The sequence below is a fragment of the Bifidobacterium longum subsp. infantis ATCC 15697 = JCM 1222 = DSM 20088 genome (genome assembly GCF_000269965.1).
In the GTDB taxonomy this organism is placed as follows: Bacteria; Actinomycetota; Actinomycetes; order Actinomycetales; family Bifidobacteriaceae; genus Bifidobacterium; species Bifidobacterium infantis.
Genome location: NC_017219.1, coordinates 879,485 through 896,965 on the forward strand (window position 1 = coordinate 879,485; position 17,481 = coordinate 896,965).

The window sequence follows — 17,481 nt, forward strand, 5'->3', positions numbered from 1 at the left end:
CCTGTACCCGCAAGCACGTGTTACGGTGCTTCGCTTCCTACACTGGTGCCGTATCAGTATGGGCGTCCGTCGGTGTTCCCCTAAGGGACGGCGGCATGACATTGAGGGGATAATTCATGGCGAGGGATTTCGTTACCGCGGCTATTCACGGCGGCTATGACCGGGCGGCTCACGGTGAGGCGGCGAACCCGCCGATTTACGCCAGTGCGGCGTTTGACATGGTCAGCGCCGCGCATGGTGACGCGCTGGGTGCCGGCGAAGCTGAGGGCTTCTCGTACTCGCGTGTGGCGAATCCCACTGTGGATGTGTTCGAGCGTCGTTTGGCGGAACTCGAAGGTGGTGTGAGCGCGGTGGCCGTCGCCTCCGGCATGGCCGCGGTGTCGTATGCGCTGTTGTGTGCCGCCGAAGGTGGTGGTCGCATCATCTCTCCGACCAACCTGTACGGCGCTTCCGTCGATGCCATGGAGACCTTCTTCCCGCAGTTCGGAGTCCATGCCGATTTCGTGCGCGACATCAACGACCTCGATGAGGTCGCTTCGAAGATCGGGCCGGACACCCGTGCCATCTACACCGAATCCGTTGCAAATCCATCCACTGAAATCACCGATATTGAACCATTGGCGGAACTCGCGCATCGCAACGGTATTCCGCTTATCGTCGACAATACCGTGCCTACCCCGTACCTCTTCCGGCCCATCGAGTTCGGAGCCGATATCGTGGTGCATTCCACCACGAAAGGCATCACCGGGCACGGCAACGCCATCGGCGGAGTGGTTATCGACGGCGGAAACTTCGATTGGGCCAACGGCAGATTCCCGCAGTTCACCACTCCCGAACTGGTCGTCAGCGATGAACGCAAAGGAATAGCGCGCAGCTTCGCCAGCAGATTCGGCCGCGAGGCGTTCATTCGCCGTGTACGCATCAAATATCTGCGCACTTTCGGCGCGGTGCCCAGCCCGTTCAATACATACCTGTCGATGGTGGGATTGGAGACACTGGCTGTGCGTGAACGGCAGGAAGTCGAATCGGCCATGCATATTGCCGAGCATCTCACGCATGCGCCGCATGTGCTCAAGGTCAATTATTCCGGTTTGGGCAACACGGGTCAGTATGATCTGGTCGCCAAATACTTCCCCAAAGGGATCGGTACGATACTGTCGTTCCTCGTCGACGGCGATGAGAACAACGTGAGACGCATTCTCGACGGAACCGAGGTATTCTCCTATGTGCCGAACATCGGTGACGCGCGTTCGCTGATTGTCGATCCGGCGCGCATCACCCATCGTGAAGTGCCGTTGGAATATCGGCATGCCGCGGGCGTAAGCGACAACCTTATCCGCCTGTCCATCGGATTGGAAAACGTCGATGATTTGATTGCGGACCTTGACCAAGCCATTGCCAACGCATACTGACGTGTATCGCTTACGTATGCGGATAATTGTTCGTTCTGAGAAAAACCTGCGCTGTTATTCTTGAGGCGTTGTGAATTTGGGTTGTTGTATTACGAAAGAAGGAGCAGGACATGGCTATTGACGTCTATGGCGCAACATGGTGCGGTGATTGCAAGCAGGCGAAGAACACGCTTGAGGAGCTTGGCGCCGAATATACGTGGCATAACATCGAAACCGAGGATGGGGCAGCCGATCGTGCGGTGGCCATCAGCGGCCAGCAGCACATTCCCGTGGTGCTCTATCCTGATGGCACATTCCAGGTCGAACCGTCGGCTGTGGATATCAAGAACAAGCTCAACGAGCTGAATATCAAGTAAAGACAAGAGTTGTACGAGTTTGACGATCTGCTGCATCTGTGAGCGAACAATACGTCGGCGTCCGATGTGTTATTCATTGGTGTGAATAGCACTCCATAGGCACTGGATATAACCACGCCGAAACACAGGTGAGCAAGCGCGTCTACGGTAAGGGATTGTGCTTCGCGAACGAACGTTGACGTGCATAACAGCAGCGAAAAGAGAGTATCGGGATGATTCGGATTAGGGGAGTGAGCAAGAGCTTTGCCGACACCACCGTGCTGGATGGGCTTGATCTTGACATTCCTCGACAAAATGTGGTTACTGTCATCGGCCCCTCAGGCTCCGGTAAATCCACACTGTTGCGCATTCTGGATTTCCTTGAGCACGCGGATTCCGGTACCGTCGATTTCGGTGATGGTCTTGTGGATTTGACCACTACCAAATCTGCCGACATTCACAAGGTGCGTTCGAAAATCGGGTTCGTGTTTCAGAACTACAACCTGTTTTTGAACAAGACGGCATTGCAGAATGTGACCGAACCGTTGGTGTATTCCAAGGGAATCAAGCCTGATGAAGCCCGCAAGATCGCTATTGAGCAACTCGATCGTGTGGGACTTGCCGATTTTCATGATCGGTATCCGAGCACACTGTCCGGCGGGCAACAGCAGCGTGTGAGCATCGCCCGCGCCGTGGCTATGAATCCTGAGCTGTTGGTGCTTGACGAGCCCACTTCGGCATTGGATCCGGAAATGGTCAACGGGGTGCTGGGGGTCATCAAGCAACTCGGTAGCGAAGGCATGACCATGCTGATGGTCACCCATGAGATGCGGTTCGCCTATGAGGCATCGAATCATGTGGTGTTCATCGAAGGAGGCCATGTGGTCGAGCAGGGTGATCCGAAGCGGATCTTCGAACATCCGCAGGAGGAGCGTACCGTCGAGTTCCTGTCTTCAACCAACAATGTGCTGATGATTCCGGTGACTCGGTAGAGGCGTTTCACGGCTGTTGTAATTAATTGTGACAATATCAAGAGAGGGGTTTGTCATGTTCAATAATCAAGTGATTCGCAAGGCTGCGGCTTTGCTGTCCGGTGTCGCCGTGCTGGTTTCGGTTGCCGCATGCGGTTCGGCTTCCGCTTCCAGCTCCAGTGCATTGGAGCAGGTCAAGCAGTCCGGCAAAATCGTGTTCGCCACTGAGGGCACTTATGCTCCGTTCAGTTACCATGACTCCAAAACCAATGAGCTGACCGGTTACGATGTCGAGGTGGCCAAGGCCATTGCCAAGGAGGTCGGTATCAAGGCCGAGTTTGCCGAGGGCAGCTTCGACTCCCTGCTTGCCGGTGTGGATGCCAAGAAGTACGATACGGTTGCCGATCAGATTTCCGCCACCGACGAGCGCAAGGCCAAGTATGATTTCTCCGAACCATACACCTACTCCTACGGTGTCGTCATTACCTCCAAGGAGAACCCGAAGAACGTCACTTCGTTCGATGACGTCAAGGGGCTTCGCGCCGCTGAAACCGGTACCTCCAACTGGAACAAGACCGCTCAGGAGAAGGGCGCTACTATCGTTCAGGTTAACGATTTTGGTCAGCAGGTCGATGCCATCACGTCCGGTCGTGCAGATGTGTCATTGAACGATGGCCTTGCTGCGCTCGACTACCTGAAGCAGAAGCCGGATGCGGACATCAAGATTGCCGCCAAGTCCGAGAAGACTCCGGCCGCCTACCTGCCGTTCCGCAAGGGCAGCGATGACTTGGTCAAGGAAGTCAACAAAGCCATTGTCAAGCTGCAGAAGGATGGCACATTGACCAAGATCTCCGAAAAGTACTTTGGCGAGGACTTCTCTCAGGAGTGACATGTTTCCCGGCTCTCCTGTAATTAGGGGAGCCGGGAAATATGAGCTGGCCTCGTGAAGATTACGAGCAGGTGCAACATATACCACACAACAAAGGATGACCAATGGACGCACGAGTATGGGGAATAGTCGTAGATTCCTTTGCTAAGCTACTGATTCCCGGTATCACTGTGACCATTCCGCTGACGCTGATTTCCTTCGCTCTCGGTTTGATACTGGCGATTGTGGTGGCGCTGGTGCGTGTGGCTAAAGTACCTGTGGCCTCCCAAATCGCGTGGTTCTACATTTGGGTGTTTCGTGGTACGCCGTTGCTGGTGCAGTTGTTCGTTATCTTCTTTGGATTGCCGTCTGTTGGCATTACGATTCCGGCATTGCCTTCCGCGGTAATCGCGTTCTCGCTGAATGTGGGCGCCTATGCCGCCGAAACATTGCGTGGTGCGATTCTTGCCGTGCCTAAGGGGCAGCTTGAAGCTGGCTTGGCGGCGAACATGCCGTATGTGACGATTATGCGCCGCATTATTCTGCCGCAAGCATTCCGCTCCGCCTTCCCTGCATTGTTCAACTCCTTCATCGCATTGGTCAAGGACACGTCTCTCGCGGCGAACATCACCGTGGTGGAAATGTTCATGACGGCCCAGCGCATTGTGGCGATTTACTACGAGCCGCTGGTCCTATACATTGAAGTGGGCTTGATCTACTTGCTCTTCTGCACGTTGCTTGGATGGCTTCAGGATTACTGCGAGAAGAAGCTCAACGAACACTTCTGATGTGTTTATATGGCGGCAGTGCTTGATTCAAGTCGGGTGTTTCCTTGGTTGAAATGCCCGACTTTGTTGTTTCTGACGTGCGACTTGGCTGCTTCAAATAATAGTGCACAAGATGTGGATGCCGGAGTGAACGGAACATGAAATCTGACGTTCGCTTTCTTGGACTTGCCTGTGAGAGCTATCAGTTACCGGGCGTGCGCTGGTAGCATGGATGGTGTTGGGGCGCGGCACAACGATATGCCGTGCTTGACCCTTGTGAGAGGAGTTTTATATGACCATCGCAAGTATGTTGGGCGGAACCATGCTGTTGGTGCTGATTCTATTAGTCGTTCTTATCGTGCTGCTGGCCGCCGCATTGTTCATCGTGCCGCAGCAGCAGGCGTATATCATCGAACGTTTCGGCAAGTTCTTGAGGGTCCAGTTTGCCGGTATCCATGTCCGTATCCCGTTCGTCGACCGCATCGCCATGAAAACCAACATGCGTGTCAACCAGCTTAACGTGCAGCTGGAAACCAAGACTCTTGACAACGTGTTCGTGACCGTCGTGGCTTCCACCCAGTTCCGCGTGAACCCGAACGACGTGGCAACCGCCTACTACGAGCTGCGCGACCCGGCCGGCCAGCTGAGGAGCTACATGGAGGACGCGCTGCGTTCCGCCATCCCGGCCCTAACCTTGGATGACGCCTTTGCCCGCAAGGACGATGTGGCGTTCGACGTGCAGAAGACAGTGGGCGCCGAAATGAGCCGCTTCGGCTTCACCGTGGTCAAGACGCTGATCACCGCCATCGACCCGAGCCCGCAGGTCAAGAACGCGATGGACTCCATCAACGCCGCCCAGCGTGAAAAGGAAGCCACCCGTCAGCGTGCCGAGGCCCAGCGCATCCAGATCGAGACCCAGGCCGCCGCCGATGCGGAGAAGACTCGCTTGCAGGGTGAGGGCCAGGCCAACTATCGTCGCGAGATTGCCAACGGTATCGTCGACCAAATCAAGAGCCTGCAGGCTGTGGGTATGAACATCAACGACGTGAACAACGTGGTGCTGTTCAACCAGTATCTTGACGTGATGCGCTCGCTGTCCGAATCAGGCAATGCCAAGACCGTGGTGCTGCCCGCCTCCACGCCCGGCGGTTATCAGGATCTCTACGAGCAGGTCACCAAGGCCATGCTCACCGCGGCCGAGACGAAGTAATCACCCCGTTTGCAAATCCTCATCCATCGATAGTGAAGCCCCTCCAAGCGAGGGGCTTCACTGCGTTCCGCGCTGATTCCGACAAGTGCGCAAATGGGCCGTATACAGATTGTGACAAGTGTGAGAATCATCTACTTATAGATTGTGACGAATGCAAAAATACCCCGAATTCAATTTGTAAGTGCAACGCTCGTCTTTGGGTGGCTTGTCTTCGGGAGTACCTTGCCGAGTTCGCGGTACCAAACCTCGTTGGGTGTTTCCCAGTCCAGGACCTTCATGGGGGTGTCGTTGATCTCGTCCACGATGGCCTGCAGGTCGGCGTCCGTCAGGCCGTCGAAACCGGTCCTCTTGGGCAGGTAGCGGCGGATGCGCCCGTTGCGGTTCTCGTTCGTGCCGCGCTGGTACGAGGAGTACGGGTCCGCGAAATAGGTCAGCATGCCGAGCGCCTCGTCCACGAGCACGTGGCAGGAGGACTCCGTGCCGTTGTCCCAGGTGCGGTCGATCCTCGCGGGCGCGGGGATGTCCTTGTAGATGTCGTATTCGGCGCGCGCCGTGGCCGGCGCGCTCTTGTCGGGGATGAACCGGGCGAACAGCCTGCGGCTCCTGCGTTCGACCTGCGTGTCGATGCACCGCTTCGACGGGGAGGCGCCGATGACCGTGTCGGACTCATAATGGCCGAACTCTCGGCGCGAGTCCACGCGTTTCGGACGTTCGCCGATCGGCTGTGTCCTCAGCTCGTCGATCCGGACACGTTCCTCTGCCGACAGGTGGGAATACACTCTCATATCGAGCGCGACACTTTCTCTCTGGTTATGAACTTGAACACTTCCAGCCATGGAGCAGGTGTTGCGCTTCTATTTAGAACTCGTGCGGTCTATCATTACATATTGTGGGGAGGTGTCGTAAATGCCGATTGTCGCGGGATTCCGGCCGTTTTGTGATGCGGTGGCGACATCGTGGCGGACGAGTGCGTATGCGTTGCGTAGGCGTCCGGTGCGTACGGTGGTGATGTGGCTGTCGATGTTGGTGATGATGGCGATGCCGTCGTTGCAGGTGTGGCTGATCGGTTGGGCGTGCGGCCCGGACGGGCTTGGTATGGGGTCGGGGCTGGGCGTGGGCCGGTTCGCGGTGATCCTGGCGGTGCTGACGGTGGGCGCGGTGTTGATGTCGGTGTCGTCGTCGTTGGCGCAGAACATGCGTGACTTGTTGCAGGAGCCATTGATGGCCGAATACCAGTCCGATCTGACCGACGCGCTGGCGCGTCTGACTCCCGCGCAGACGTTGGACGACGAGGTGACGACGCAGGTGCGGGCCGCGCGCGACGCGATCCCGTACAACGTGGCCTCGCAGGCCGCGGACGCGACCTCAGTGGTGGGCGCGCTGGCGTCGATGGTCATGCTGGCCGCGTCCTTGTGGCATATGCATCCGTTGGCGGCGCTGATGATCGCGTTGGCGATGGTCCCGGAGCTGTTGGCCCAGTTCGGCGTGGAGAAGCTCACGAACGAGTTATGGCCCAAGCGCGGCAGGGAGTCGCGTCGGGCGAACTATTTCGAGCGGTTGTTGGATTATCCACCGTCGAGCACGGAGATCGCGGCCACGGCCGGTTCGTTCGGCATCCCTGCGCAGGCGCGCGTACGCTATTTCAATATGGCCGGCATGTGGGAGCGTATCTCGTGGCGCACGGTGCAGTTGACCGGTGTGAGTTCGCTCGTGTTCGCCGTGCTGACGGGCGGCGCGTTCTGGCTGATCCTGACGTCCGGCCATGCGTCCGTGTCGAGCATCCCGGCCGCGTTGGTGGGCATCATGACGGGATTGTCGGTCACGCGCACCACTGGCGAGGCGTTCGGCAACCTCATGGCGTCCACGCCGATGATCCTTGCCTACGAACGGCTCATGGACCTGCTGCGCGCGAACCCCGCGATCCCCGAGACGACCGGTCCGGTCGGCGTGCACGTGGAGCATCTGACGTACGCGTATCCGACTGTTGCAAAGCATGACGATGACGCGGATGACGCGTCGGCAGCGTCGGTTCCGGCCGTTCAGACTCCGGCGTTGGACGACGTGTCGTTGGATGTCGAAGCGGGATCGATCGTCGCGCTGGTGGGCGAGAACGGGTCGGGCAAGACCACGCTCGTCAAGCTCATCGCCGGCATCCTCGACGCCCCGGACGGCACCGTGACCCTGTCCTCGGGCGCGGACGGCGGGAACGGCCGTACCTTGGGGTCGTGGGCCGAACGGTTGGGCGCGTCGAGCATGGTGTTCCAGGATTTCACGCACATCGAGGTGACCGTGCGCGAGTTCATCGATCCCGCTCTGCGGCAATCGGATGATGAGTTATGTGACGGGTTGCGTCGCGCCCGCGCGCTCGACATCGTGGATGGGCTTCCCGGCGGCTTGGATACGCAGCTCGGTCAGGAGTGGGGCGGCGTTGGCCTGTCTGGCGGGCAATGGCAGCGGCTTGCGCTGGCCCGCACGTTCCTGTCCGGCAAGCCGTTGTGGATACTCGACGAGCCGACCGCCGCGGTCGACGCCACCGCCGAGGCCGCGATCTACCATGATCTGATCGCCAACCGTCCGGCGGGCACCACTGTGATCGTCATCAGCCACCGGCCCCGCGTGCTAACCGGCATGGACCGGATTATCGTCCTCGACCACGGCCACGTCAATGAAACCGGCACCTACCGTCAACTGGTCGACAGCAACGGCACCTTCTCCCGTCTCGCACACGACAGCCTCGAATGAGCTCGATGGCATATCCGGTTGATTGTTAAAAACTCAGTGGCCGGCCGACAGATTCGTCCGACGAGGCTCGCGCGAGTGATCATAGCGCGGGTCGCGTCGGACATGCGGGAGATGGCGCGCCTTATATCAAAAGCGATGATTTTCGAATAAGGACACGGCCCCATCAGCCGGTCGCGGGTACTACAGTGAACCACAACGTTCCTCCCCCGATGGTTTGGGGAAACACAGAAAGAGGGAGGAACGATTCCAGGAGCATTCGCTCCGTTGCCATGCAGCAGTAAGGGGAAATTCATGACTGCATCAACCACCGCGGTACCATCAACGGTATCCGCCAGCACCGGAAAGTCCGGTAGCGCAACAACCAAACTCAGCCGCACGCTGGGCGCCGCCCTGGTCTGGGTGGTGTTCGGCGCGGACAACTCGTTCGCCGAAAACGAGAAATTCAACGTGTCCGGCGATCTGTGCCTGCACCTTGACACTTCCGCTTCTGCATTGCGTGCCGTACGAGCGTGAAGCGGCGTTTCTCTGCTCGGTGCATGCCAACGTATACATGGATGTCGGCCTTGCCAATCCGCATATGGGAGCGCAGGTGAGGGAAGTGCTGCGCAATGTTCTGGCGTGGTGCCCATTTGACAAGTTGCTCTATGCGTCGGACGGCGTCGGCATCAGTTGAATTGCATTATCTGGCCGCGGTGCTGTTCCGCAGGTATATTGCGCGAATCGCCATCGATTGGGTATCGGATGGCGCATGGAACGCGAATCAGGCGAAACGGGTTATCGACGCCATCGCGCATGCCAATGCGGAATGGCTATACGGTTTGGCGTGAACGGGTACTTCGCCGGTGCCGTCACTTCCCGAGGAACGCCGGGATGGCTTCAGCCGCCGCGTATCCCTTGCGGTACATCATTTCCAGGCCCTCGAAGTTCTTCTTCAGGGTGTTGAGACCATACAGGTCTTCGGGTGCGAGGATCAGCACTTTGCCTTCCGCCTCGTAATGCTTGGCGAGTTCGAGTTCGTCGTTGTAGGTCTTGTAGCGCATGCGCAGCTTCTCGGCCGCGGCGGGGTGGGAGCGTTCGAGGATGCGGGCCGGAGCCAAATCCTTCTGCTGCTTGCGCACTTCGTCACGCAAGCGGGACAGAATCAGAATCACGCGATCATAGCCGTCATCCAGCGCCTTCTGTACCGGGATCGGATCGGCGATGCCGCCATCGAAATACGGCACGCCATCCACCACATACGGCTCGCAGGCCACCGGCACGGCGGACGAAGCCTTGATGATGTCGAAATCATCAAAACGCACGCGCGATTTGTCGAAATACTTGGTCGAGCCGTCCTCGGCATTGCAGGCCACCACGGTGAATCCGGTCGGATTGGCCTCAAAGGCCTCGAAATCCAACGGATTCTCACCGTCATGGTTGCTCAGCGTGCCATAGATGTAGTCGAGGTTGGCGAAGTTGTGGTTCTTGAAATAGCTCTCCGCGCTCGCGTACTCCTTGCGGAAGGCGTATTTGGTGTAGAAGGTGTGGTTGCGGCCGTGCTGGCGGGCGATGAACGAGGTCATATTGGCCGCGCCGGCGGAAACGCCGTAGCACATGTCCACGTCGATGCCGTCTTCCATCATGCGATCCATCACGCCGCAGCCGAAAATTGCGCGGAACCCGCCGCCGACATCAATCATCGCCGTCTTTGCCATACCAACCCCCTGTTCACTTGAATTTGGTATGAGCTTACGCGCGCTGCGCGGACAGCGATATGGGCAGTGTGCCGTGAATTTGTCTGGTTCTTTCTTGGCTCATACGTTCAACAATTTGCGTGATAACTCGGCAATCCGTTCGGACGGATCGGAATTGGCAAGCTCCACGCCGCCGGTAGCGCCTTCGGGCGCCAGCTTGCCCAGAGATTCCAACACCACGCCCAGGTGGCGCACGGTGCCCTCATTGCCATCGATGACGGCGGCCCGTTCAGGCAGCAGCTCGCGGAAGTAGTCGCGGTAAAACACGAAATGCGTGCAACCCAACACCACCGAGTCGATGTGCTCCATGTCATATTGATCGAAGTAGCCGTGCAGCGTGCGCATCACCAGATCATGGTCGCCGAGCCGCCCGGACTCCACAATCTCCACCAAGTCGGGGCAAGGCTCCTTGAAAATGGTGTTCTGCGAGTCGAATCGATCCATGAGTGTGGCGAACTTCCGCTCACGCAAGGTCAGGGGAGTGGCCGCCACAATCACTCTCTGAGGAATATGATGCGGGTCGGAAGGCACGTCACCACGGTCGCACGCCACTTTCAGGGCCGGCTCCATGCCGATGATCGGAATATCGTAGTGTTCGCGCAAATCGTTCACCGCGGCGGAAGTGGCGGTATTGCAGGCGATGACCACGGCCTTGACGCCTTGACGCACGAACCGTTCGACGATATCGAAACTCAGGGCCCTCACCTGCTCAGGCGTCTTGATGCCGTACGGGGCGTTGGCCGAATCGCCAAAATACAGCACATGCTCGGCCGGCATATCCTTGGCGATTTGGCGAGCCACGGAAATACCGCCAAGACCCGAATCGAATACGCCGATTGGAGCCGAAGAGCTCATGCCTGAATCCTCCCTATAGCCATGCCTGCAACCGTATGTTGCCGCGAACCGAACATAAAGCCGATTTTCAGCGGTGTTGTTTCGCTCCCTAGAGTACTCTGAAAGCCATGAGTCTTCCGCAACGAGTAACCAAGACACACGCAACCGGCAATGATTTCGTGGTGTACCTCGACAAGTCCGGCAAATTCGAGCCCACCGCCGATGAGGTTCGATTCCTGTGCGACCGTCACTTCGGCATTGGTGGCGATGGCCTGATTCGTCTGACCCGTCCTGAGTTCGTGTCCGACCTAAGCGATGACCAGGTTTCGGCTGTGCTAGCCGGGGGCGCGAAATGGTTCATGGACTATCGCAACGCGGATGGATCGTTGGCGGAGATGTGCGGCAATGGTACACGCGCCATCACCTTGTTCGCCCAACGCGAGGGTGTGGCCGACTCCACCGAGCCGTTCCGCCTCGGCACCCGTGCCGGCGTCAAGATTCTCACTCCACGCAGCAACACGAAGCCATACGGAGCCAACGTCTTCCAGATCGAAATGGGGGAGTGGAAGGTCGGCGAAACCGATGCCTACGAGGTCACCATCCCCGGCACTGAGGGCTCGGCGCGCGGTACATTCGTGGATATGGGCAACCCGCATGTGGTCGCGGTGATCGAGGATGCCTTCGCGTCCCTGCCAGTGGTTGAATCACTGGATTTGGTCACCAAGCCCGTGGTGGCTCCCGTCATCGAATCCGATCAGAACGTGGAATTCGTGCGGATCGACGAGATCGACCAGAACACCGGCGTGGGCGAGGCCACAATGCGCGTCAACGAGCGTGGCTGCGGCGAGACCCTATCCTGTGGTACCGGCCTGTGCGCCACAGGCATTGTGCTGCGGGCCAAGACCGGCATCAGCCACTGGGACATCACCGTACGTGGCGGCACCCTGCGCGTGGACGTCACCGACAGCGACGTAAAGCTGACCGGAGCAGCCACGCTGGTCGCCGATATCGATTTGTTGTAAAGGAATCAGGCAGCGAACAGGGCCGCGCCTTCGGTGACGATGATGAGTACCACGATCGCCACGATCCACAGTATGTCGACCATGAGGTCGATGTTGAGGCGATAATACTTATTGAGTCCGGCCGGCACCGCCGCGACATCGGCCTCGCTGTCGCTATCATCAGCCGCCACAGCCTTACGTGACGGCAATCCCTGCACGGCCACGGTCGCATGGCTCAACGCCATGAACTGGATGGTGGTGGAGAACATCAGGGTCAGGCACCACGGGCACAGCGCGTGAATCACGAACAGCGACTGTGTGCTCAGCCAGTACGAGTAGGCCAAAGCGGCCAGTCCGCCCAGCCACGTGCAGGTCGCGAACCAACGCGGCACCTTCACACGAGCCAAACCGATCACCGCGATGGTAATGAACACCGATTCGGCGGCGATGCCGAAGAACGCGTTCGGATAGCTCAGCCCGCCGAACTTCACGATTTCCGCCTGCCAGGACTGGGCCACCGCCGAACAGGACACCACCGAGTTCAGATCGCAGCCGAGCGCGGACTCCGGATGCCTAGCCAACTGCAAAGTCTCGGCGGACAGAATGAGCGAGGCCCCCAATGCCACTGCCGAGGCGATCAGCATGATGAGATATGTCCAAGTGGCACTGTGGCGCCATCCAATCAACGGTCGCGTCTCCGCCAAGCCAAGCGGCGTGGTGTTCGTGGTGCTGGATGATGTGTCGGTTGCGGTGTTACGAGTCATCATGCCCCTTTCGATAGCGCTGCGCTCCAGATTAGCCTCTGCGGTTGTCAGCTGAGTGCCGAATGTCTGGTCTTGGCCGTTGGCAGAAGGTGACGACCTGTCTGCGCCTTGCGTGGGAATGCTGAGATGAGGTTACGATGGAAGGTATGACTGGATATGTGATGCCTTTGGAGCCGCCCGCCGTCGGGTGGGACATCCATTGCCATACCGTCTTCTCGGATGGCACGGAAACGCCGGTCACATTGGCCGAACAATCCAAGGCATTGGGACTCAAGGGCGTGGCCATTTCCGATCATGACACCACCGCCGGCTGGCCGGAGGCCGAAGCCGCAGCCCATAGGGTCGGTTTGCCGTTGCTCCGCGGCACCGAAATCACCGCCACGGATGAGAACGTCTCCGTACACATGCTCGGCTACCAGTATGATCCCACGAATCAGCACATCACGGACTTGTTCGCCGATACTCGAGCCGCACGGTTGCAACGCACGCAGCGCATGGTCGAATTGTTGTCTCGTGATTATCCGATTACCTGGCAATCCGTGCTCGCCCAAGTCAAAGAGGGTGGCAAAACCACCATTGGCCGGCCTCACATCGCTGATGCTTTGGTGAGTGCCGGCGTATATCGGACTCGTTCGGAAGCGTTTGCGGATGCGGTCAGCGCCTCATCCAAATACTATATTCCCACGCCTTCGCCGACCTCTCATGAAGTGGTGTCCGCCGTCAAGGGAGCGGGCGGTGTGATTCTGATCGCCCATGCCGGTGATGTGAGCCGTAACCGCAGACTGTTGTCCGATGACCAGATCGAGGCATTGATCAGCGAGGGATTGGACGGGCTGGAGGTATGGCACCGTGGCAATTCACCGGAGCAACGAGAACGGCTGCTCACCATCTGCCGCCGGCACCAGCTGCTGGTCACCGGTGGATCTGACTGGCATGGCAAAGGCAAACCGAACAAACTGGGGGAGAACCTCACCGATGAGGCCACTGTCGAAGAGATCGTTCATCGCGGCGTGCTTCCGCTATATCGGTGATTCGGCAATAGAAAAGCGTCCTCGAGGAAATGCTCAAGGACGCTTATGCGCGATTCATGGTCACAGCGTGCCGAAGCCGACGGCGTGCTTGGTTTCGGAGCCGATGATCGCGTAACCGAGTGCCTTGGCGGGCACGATGATGCGACGGCCCTTGTCATCGGTCAGATCGATCGTCGCGTTGTCGGCCACGGCCTGCGCGATGGCCTGGCTCACATTGTCGGCTGATTCGTCGGTGCTGAAGTTCACCGGTCGTGCCACGTTCTGAATGCCCAGTTCGATATCCATATAAGGCTCCTTGTCCTGCCGTCTTTGTGACGAACATCATGGTAAGTGGCCGTCGCCGGCCGAGGTTCTGTACTCTATTGTGCCGCGTGTCTGCGTCGTCATGTGCGGTGTTACGCGCTCGGCGTGGCGCGGAACACCGCACATGACATTATTGGGATGATGCGGATGATTCGGCCAGCGGATTGCCCTCGCTGTCATACCCGTCCAACCCGGCACGGGCATCGCGCAGAGCGCGTTCTTCCCGCTCCAGCAGCGGAATCACCGTGGTTTGGGCACTCGAGGCTCCATGCTGAACGAGACTGTCCGGAGTATCGTCATTCACCGCATCGTCGGTCGGGGCGGCGGATTGAGACGCAGGGGAAGCGTCGGTTGACGTCGTGCCGCTATGCCCGTTCATACTGAGGAGCTCCTTCAGCGTGATCGTCACCGAAGAATGGGAAGCGCCATGTGAGGGCTGCGGTTTGGTCGATCCTGTACCGGTTGCGGTGCCGGAGACACTCGCTTGCGGGTGATTGGCGGTCCGGTCAGCATCGGGTTCGACTTCCGGGGTAAGATCCACGTCACCAGCGGCCACGATGTCAGCGGAACCGGTGCGATCGGGGTCGGGCGTGTCGTCCGAGACCTCGGCCGCCGCGGTACCGGTGTCGGACTGCTGCGGTTGTGCGGGTGCCTGATGGCGGTCGTCCTGCAACAATGTGCCGACGGTGATTGTGGAAGGCGAACCGGGCTTCGTCGACGCGGCGGCGGCCGACCCTGCGGCTGGGGCCGATGCCGGAGTGTGCTTGATCACGCCCAACTGGTGTGCGAGTCGTTCGACCTGTGCCTTGAACTGCATGATGCGATTGTTGTCCGCACGGTTCAACGCCTGAATGAATTCGCCCACCTGTTCCATCTGCAGCCACAGGTTGGCCCTGAGCATGATGAGATCGTCAAGTCGAGAGCCCATCATGCGGCCGTATGCGGAGAGCACGGCGTTGCGATGGGATTCGTCGAGCTTGCCGAAAATCCAGGCAAGGTCTCGTGCCGGATCGTTGACCTGCATATCCTGCCAGTTGGTCACCGTGGTGATGGTGGAACCGGAGAACAGGAAGTCGCCGTCGGAGAATCCGCCGTGAACCGTGCAGGTGGAGAACGACCATAGTCCCTCGGTGTCCATGATGCGCGCCCAGCTGTCGGTGATTTCTTGGGGAACATGGCCGGCGGAGCGTAAGCGGCGAATCCAGGCGGTCAGCTGCGAACGAATCTGACCGGTGGTGACTACCGGATATTTGGCATTGGCCAGAAAAGTCGAAGGCAGACGATGAATGGCTCCGATGGAGGTGCCGACGGCCGCGCAGTCATCCAATGTCAACAGGTCGAGAGGACGTGCCTGACCATCACGGTGGACGGCGATCATCACGGTCGTCTCGCCTGTGGGACCGGGCTTGCGCGGGGTCAACGGTGTGGACTCCGCCTGGGCCTGCTGCCCCACGGCCTGTGCGGTGGCCGTCTGGCCGGGTTGGGAAACGTCTCCCGGGACGAATGCGACCACACGGTCCATATCGAAGCCGAGGCCACCAAGCTCGCGCGCGGCTGCCAGTGTCTGCGCCGCTTTCACACGGCGAATCAGACGTGTACGCCCTTCCTTGCTGTCAGTGGCGTATACGTCGTACAACTTGCCCGAGGCATCTTGGATCACGGTCTGATCGATGCCTTTGGCCTCGTCGGTTGCGCTGGCCTGCACGTTCTCGCGTACACCGGCCACCCCCAGATTCGGCAGGACGGCTGAGGCGAGTGCCGCCAACATATAATCGCTACGTTTCATCACCCTTCCACACTAATACATCCGTGGCGATTCGCACCGCAGAATGACACGCAAAACGCATGATTCTGGCGATGTTTTGTCGTGAGCCCGATTCAGCCATAGGCGTGAGTCGTGCCGTGAGCGCGAATCGTGCCACAATGGACGCATGGAACAGGCGCAGGGGATTCTTGAGGGGCTCGATGAGCGGCAGCGTACCGCCGCGACTACGTTGCAAGGGCCGGTGCGCATCATCGCCGGCGCAGGTGCCGGTAAAACCCGCGCGGTCACGCGGCGGATCGCCTATGCCTGCGCCACCGGGGCATGGAAGCCGGAGCGGGTGCTTGCCGTCACCTTTTCGGTAAAAGCGGCGGCGGAAATGCGCGCACGGTTGGGCCAGCTCGGCGTAGGGGGAGGTACAGGACGCTCCGGTTCGGGTGCGGGAACTGCCGGAGTCACGGCCGCGACCTTCCACTCAGCGGCATTGCATCAGCTCAACAGCGTCTGGTCAGACATATGCGAGGCTCCATTCCCGCATGTGATCGAAGATCAGCGTGACGTCGTCTCCCGCGCGATCATCCGCGCCACCGCACGTACCGATGCCGATCCGCTGACCGTTCGCGATGTGCTCGCCGAAATCAATTGGGCCAAAATCTCGTTGGTGGCGGTGGAAGATTATGCACGGACCTGTGCCATCGCCCATAGGCAACCGCCCGCCGGACTCGACACCGCTCGGTTCGCCGACGTCTACAGCGCCTACGAGCAGGAAAAGACCTCGCGTGGCGAAATCGATTTTGACGATATTCTGCTGCTCGTATGCCATATCATGGATGATTTTCCCGAAGCCGCCGCCCAAATTCGTTCCACCATCGGCTGGCTCACCGTCGACGAGTATCAGGACGTCTCGCCCCTGCAACACAGGCTGCTGACCCTGTGGCTGGGCGGGGGAGGACCTGACGGCAAGAGCGCGATGAACCGCAACGTATGCGTCGTGGGCGATCCGGCCCAGACCATCTACTCGTTTGCCGGTGCCTCCAGCTGGGATCTGCTGCGTTTCGCCGATGAATTCGGGCCGCTCGCCGCCGATGTCAATCTCAACACCGACTATCGTTCGACGCCGGAAGTCGTGAACCTCGCCAACCGGGTGCTTGCGGCCGCGCCGAACCGTGAGGATTACCTGAAACTGGTTTCCGCCCGCGAATCCGGCCCGCGCGTTACCCGAACCGCTTATGAGAGCGATATGAAAGAGGCGCAGGGCGTGGCGGCACGCATCGCCCGGTTGGTCGCCAACGGGGCCAAGCCGTCCGATTGCGCGATCCTCACCCGCATCAACGCCCAACAGCCGGTATTCGGTGCCGCCTTGCGCGCTGCAAGACTGAAATACCGCGTCCGCAAGGATTCGGGATGGCAATCATCCGCGCTCGCCGACGATGCCGCGTCCAAACGCGCACTATTGGAGGCGATGGGTTTGGACGCCACCGGACTTGCCGCAAACGACGATCCCGGCGTTACGATTTCCACGATCCACGCATCCAAGGGTCTGGAATTCAAGCACGTGTTCCTGATCGGCTGTTCGGAAGGGCTCTTGCCGTACGGTTCGCCGGAAACGGGGGATGCGCTGGAAGAGGAACGCCGGCTTATGTATGTGGGCATCACCCGAGCTGAGGATTCGCTGCATCTGTCGTATGCGCGGACCAAGGATGGTTATGGAGCGCAACACAGACGCCCATCACGATTTTTGTGACGGG

At 59.2% G+C, this 17,481-nt stretch carries 17 protein-coding genes and 1 pseudogene; 12 read left to right on the forward strand and 6 right to left on the reverse strand.

What is annotated here, in order from left to right; all coding sequences use genetic code 11:
• Positions 1 to 116: 116 nt before the first annotated feature.
• The 6 genes from BLIJ_RS03835 to BLIJ_RS03860 all read left to right on the forward strand — a co-directional run bounded on the left by BLIJ_RS03835 (position 117) and on the right by BLIJ_RS03860 (position 5,563).
• The gene (locus BLIJ_RS03835; RefSeq protein WP_012577146.1) at positions 117 to 1,412 is read left to right on the forward strand and encodes an O-acetylhomoserine aminocarboxypropyltransferase/cysteine synthase family protein; all 1,296 of its coding nucleotides are present in this window, start codon (positions 117 to 119) and stop codon (positions 1,410 to 1,412) included.
• 74 nt (positions 1,413 to 1,486) lie between these two features.
• On the forward strand, positions 1,487 to 1,768 hold the full coding sequence (locus tag BLIJ_RS03840) for a mycoredoxin (protein ID WP_077323659.1): 282 nt from the start codon (positions 1,487 to 1,489) through the stop codon (positions 1,766 to 1,768).
• A 212-nt stretch (positions 1,769 to 1,980) separates the two neighbouring features.
• Entirely contained in the window at positions 1,981 to 2,739 is a 759-nt protein-coding gene (locus BLIJ_RS03845; RefSeq protein WP_008782668.1) for an amino acid ABC transporter ATP-binding protein, read from the forward strand.
• A gap of 55 nt (positions 2,740 to 2,794) precedes the next feature.
• The gene (locus tag BLIJ_RS03850) at positions 2,795 to 3,607 is read left to right on the forward strand and encodes a transporter substrate-binding domain-containing protein (protein WP_012577147.1); all 813 of its coding nucleotides are present in this window, start codon (positions 2,795 to 2,797) and stop codon (positions 3,605 to 3,607) included.
• Positions 3,608 to 3,711: 104 nt separating this feature from the next.
• Complete coding sequence (locus tag BLIJ_RS03855) at positions 3,712 to 4,374, forward strand: amino acid ABC transporter permease (RefSeq protein WP_008782666.1); 663 nt, start codon at positions 3,712 to 3,714, stop codon at positions 4,372 to 4,374.
• Between the two features lie 301 nt (positions 4,375 to 4,675).
• Positions 4,676 to 5,563, forward strand: a complete 888-nt coding sequence (locus BLIJ_RS03860) for an SPFH domain-containing protein (RefSeq protein WP_370539010.1) — start codon at positions 4,676 to 4,678, stop codon at positions 5,561 to 5,563.
• Between the two features lie 170 nt (positions 5,564 to 5,733).
• Here the strand turns inward: BLIJ_RS03860 and BLIJ_RS03865 are convergent.
• A pseudogene (locus BLIJ_RS03865) lies at positions 5,734 to 6,357 on the reverse strand (IS30 family transposase); the annotation flags it as partial.
• Positions 6,358 to 6,556: 199 nt separating this feature from the next.
• Here BLIJ_RS03865 and BLIJ_RS03870 point away from each other — a divergent pair.
• The 3 genes from BLIJ_RS03870 (at position 6,557) to BLIJ_RS14210 (ending at position 9,132) form a co-directional block, all read left to right on the forward strand.
• Entirely contained in the window at positions 6,557 to 8,305 is a 1,749-nt protein-coding gene (locus BLIJ_RS03870; RefSeq protein WP_014484695.1) for an ATP-binding cassette domain-containing protein, read from the forward strand.
• A 291-nt stretch (positions 8,306 to 8,596) separates the two neighbouring features.
• The gene (locus tag BLIJ_RS03875; RefSeq protein WP_012577151.1) at positions 8,597 to 8,818 is read left to right on the forward strand and encodes a hypothetical protein; all 222 of its coding nucleotides are present in this window, start codon (positions 8,597 to 8,599) and stop codon (positions 8,816 to 8,818) included.
• A gap of 131 nt (positions 8,819 to 8,949) precedes the next feature.
• Positions 8,950 to 9,132, forward strand: coding sequence for a hypothetical protein (locus tag BLIJ_RS14210; protein ID WP_143247326.1), 183 nt, complete (start codon positions 8,950 to 8,952; stop codon positions 9,130 to 9,132).
• Between the two features lie 21 nt (positions 9,133 to 9,153).
• On the opposite strand, the gene BLIJ_RS03880 is transcribed toward BLIJ_RS14210, so the two are convergent.
• The gene (locus BLIJ_RS03880; protein WP_012577152.1) at positions 9,154 to 9,999 is read right to left on the reverse strand and encodes a patatin family protein; all 846 of its coding nucleotides are present in this window, start codon (positions 9,997 to 9,999) and stop codon (positions 9,154 to 9,156) included.
• A gap of 99 nt (positions 10,000 to 10,098) precedes the next feature.
• Positions 10,099 to 10,893 (reverse strand): glutamate racemase, encoded by a 795-nt coding sequence (gene murI, locus BLIJ_RS03885; protein ID WP_012577153.1) that lies wholly within the window; start codon positions 10,891 to 10,893, stop codon positions 10,099 to 10,101.
• A 107-nt stretch (positions 10,894 to 11,000) separates the two neighbouring features.
• Here murI and dapF point away from each other — a divergent pair, with 107 nt between their 5' ends.
• Positions 11,001 to 11,894 carry a diaminopimelate epimerase gene (gene dapF / locus BLIJ_RS03890; protein WP_012577154.1) on the forward strand — a complete coding sequence of 298 codons (894 nt, stop codon included), beginning with the start codon at positions 11,001 to 11,003 and terminating at the stop codon, positions 11,892 to 11,894.
• Between the two features lie 5 nt (positions 11,895 to 11,899).
• On the opposite strand, the gene BLIJ_RS03895 is transcribed toward dapF, so the two are convergent.
• A complete protein-coding gene (locus tag BLIJ_RS03895; protein ID WP_012577155.1) occupies positions 11,900 to 12,637 on the reverse strand; it encodes a vitamin K epoxide reductase family protein in 738 nt (245 codons plus the stop codon).
• 137 nt (positions 12,638 to 12,774) lie between these two features.
• Here BLIJ_RS03895 and BLIJ_RS03900 point away from each other — a divergent pair, with 137 nt between their 5' ends.
• Positions 12,775 to 13,668, forward strand: a complete 894-nt coding sequence (locus BLIJ_RS03900) for a PHP domain-containing protein (RefSeq protein ID WP_012577156.1) — start codon at positions 12,775 to 12,777, stop codon at positions 13,666 to 13,668.
• Positions 13,669 to 13,728: 60 nt separating this feature from the next.
• On the opposite strand, the gene BLIJ_RS03905 is transcribed toward BLIJ_RS03900, so the two are convergent.
• Both BLIJ_RS03905 and BLIJ_RS03910 read right to left on the reverse strand, forming a co-directional pair.
• Entirely contained in the window at positions 13,729 to 13,953 is a 225-nt protein-coding gene (locus BLIJ_RS03905; RefSeq protein WP_007054042.1) for a DUF3107 domain-containing protein, read from the reverse strand.
• A 148-nt stretch (positions 13,954 to 14,101) separates the two neighbouring features.
• Positions 14,102 to 15,757: a phosphotransferase gene (locus BLIJ_RS03910; protein WP_012577157.1), complete on the reverse strand. Its 1,656-nt coding sequence runs from the start codon at positions 15,755 to 15,757 to the stop codon at positions 14,102 to 14,104.
• 145 nt (positions 15,758 to 15,902) lie between these two features.
• Here BLIJ_RS03910 and BLIJ_RS03915 point away from each other — a divergent pair, with 145 nt between their 5' ends.
• Positions 15,903 to 17,477, forward strand: coding sequence for an ATP-dependent helicase (locus BLIJ_RS03915; RefSeq protein ID WP_012577158.1), 1,575 nt, complete (start codon positions 15,903 to 15,905; stop codon positions 17,475 to 17,477).
• Positions 17,478 to 17,481 lie beyond the last annotated feature (4 nt).

Bases quoted from the DNA above. Each gene is read 5' to 3' on its own strand.
- BLIJ_RS03835 (WP_012577146.1), top strand. From the start codon at position 117: ATGGCGAGGGATTTCGTTACCGCGGCTATTCACGGCGGCTATGACCGG.
- BLIJ_RS03845 (WP_008782668.1), top strand. From the start codon at position 1,981: ATGATTCGGATTAGGGGAGTGAGCAAGAGCTTTGCCGACACCACCGTG.
- BLIJ_RS03850 (WP_012577147.1), top strand. From the start codon at position 2,795: ATGTTCAATAATCAAGTGATTCGCAAGGCTGCGGCTTTGCTGTCCGGT.
- BLIJ_RS03855 (WP_008782666.1), top strand. From the start codon at position 3,712: ATGGACGCACGAGTATGGGGAATAGTCGTAGATTCCTTTGCTAAGCTA.
- BLIJ_RS03860 (WP_370539010.1), top strand. From the start codon at position 4,676: ATGCTGTTGGTGCTGATTCTATTAGTCGTTCTTATCGTGCTGCTGGCC.
- BLIJ_RS03875 (WP_012577151.1), top strand. From the start codon at position 8,597: ATGACTGCATCAACCACCGCGGTACCATCAACGGTATCCGCCAGCACC.
- BLIJ_RS14210 (WP_143247326.1), top strand. From the start codon at position 8,950: ATGCGTCGGACGGCGTCGGCATCAGTTGAATTGCATTATCTGGCCGCG.
- BLIJ_RS03880 (WP_012577152.1), bottom strand. From the start codon at position 9,999: ATGGCAAAGACGGCGATGATTGATGTCGGCGGCGGGTTCCGCGCAATT.
- murI (WP_012577153.1), bottom strand. From the start codon at position 10,893: ATGAGCTCTTCGGCTCCAATCGGCGTATTCGATTCGGGTCTTGGCGGT.
- dapF (WP_012577154.1), top strand. From the start codon at position 11,001: ATGAGTCTTCCGCAACGAGTAACCAAGACACACGCAACCGGCAATGAT.
- BLIJ_RS03895 (WP_012577155.1), bottom strand. From the start codon at position 12,637: ATGACTCGTAACACCGCAACCGACACATCATCCAGCACCACGAACACC.
- BLIJ_RS03900 (WP_012577156.1), top strand. From the start codon at position 12,775: ATGGAAGGTATGACTGGATATGTGATGCCTTTGGAGCCGCCCGCCGTC.
- BLIJ_RS03905 (WP_007054042.1), bottom strand. From the start codon at position 13,953: ATGGATATCGAACTGGGCATTCAGAACGTGGCACGACCGGTGAACTTC.
- BLIJ_RS03910 (WP_012577157.1), bottom strand. From the start codon at position 15,757: ATGAAACGTAGCGATTATATGTTGGCGGCACTCGCCTCAGCCGTCCTG.
- BLIJ_RS03915 (WP_012577158.1), top strand. From the start codon at position 15,903: ATGGAACAGGCGCAGGGGATTCTTGAGGGGCTCGATGAGCGGCAGCGT.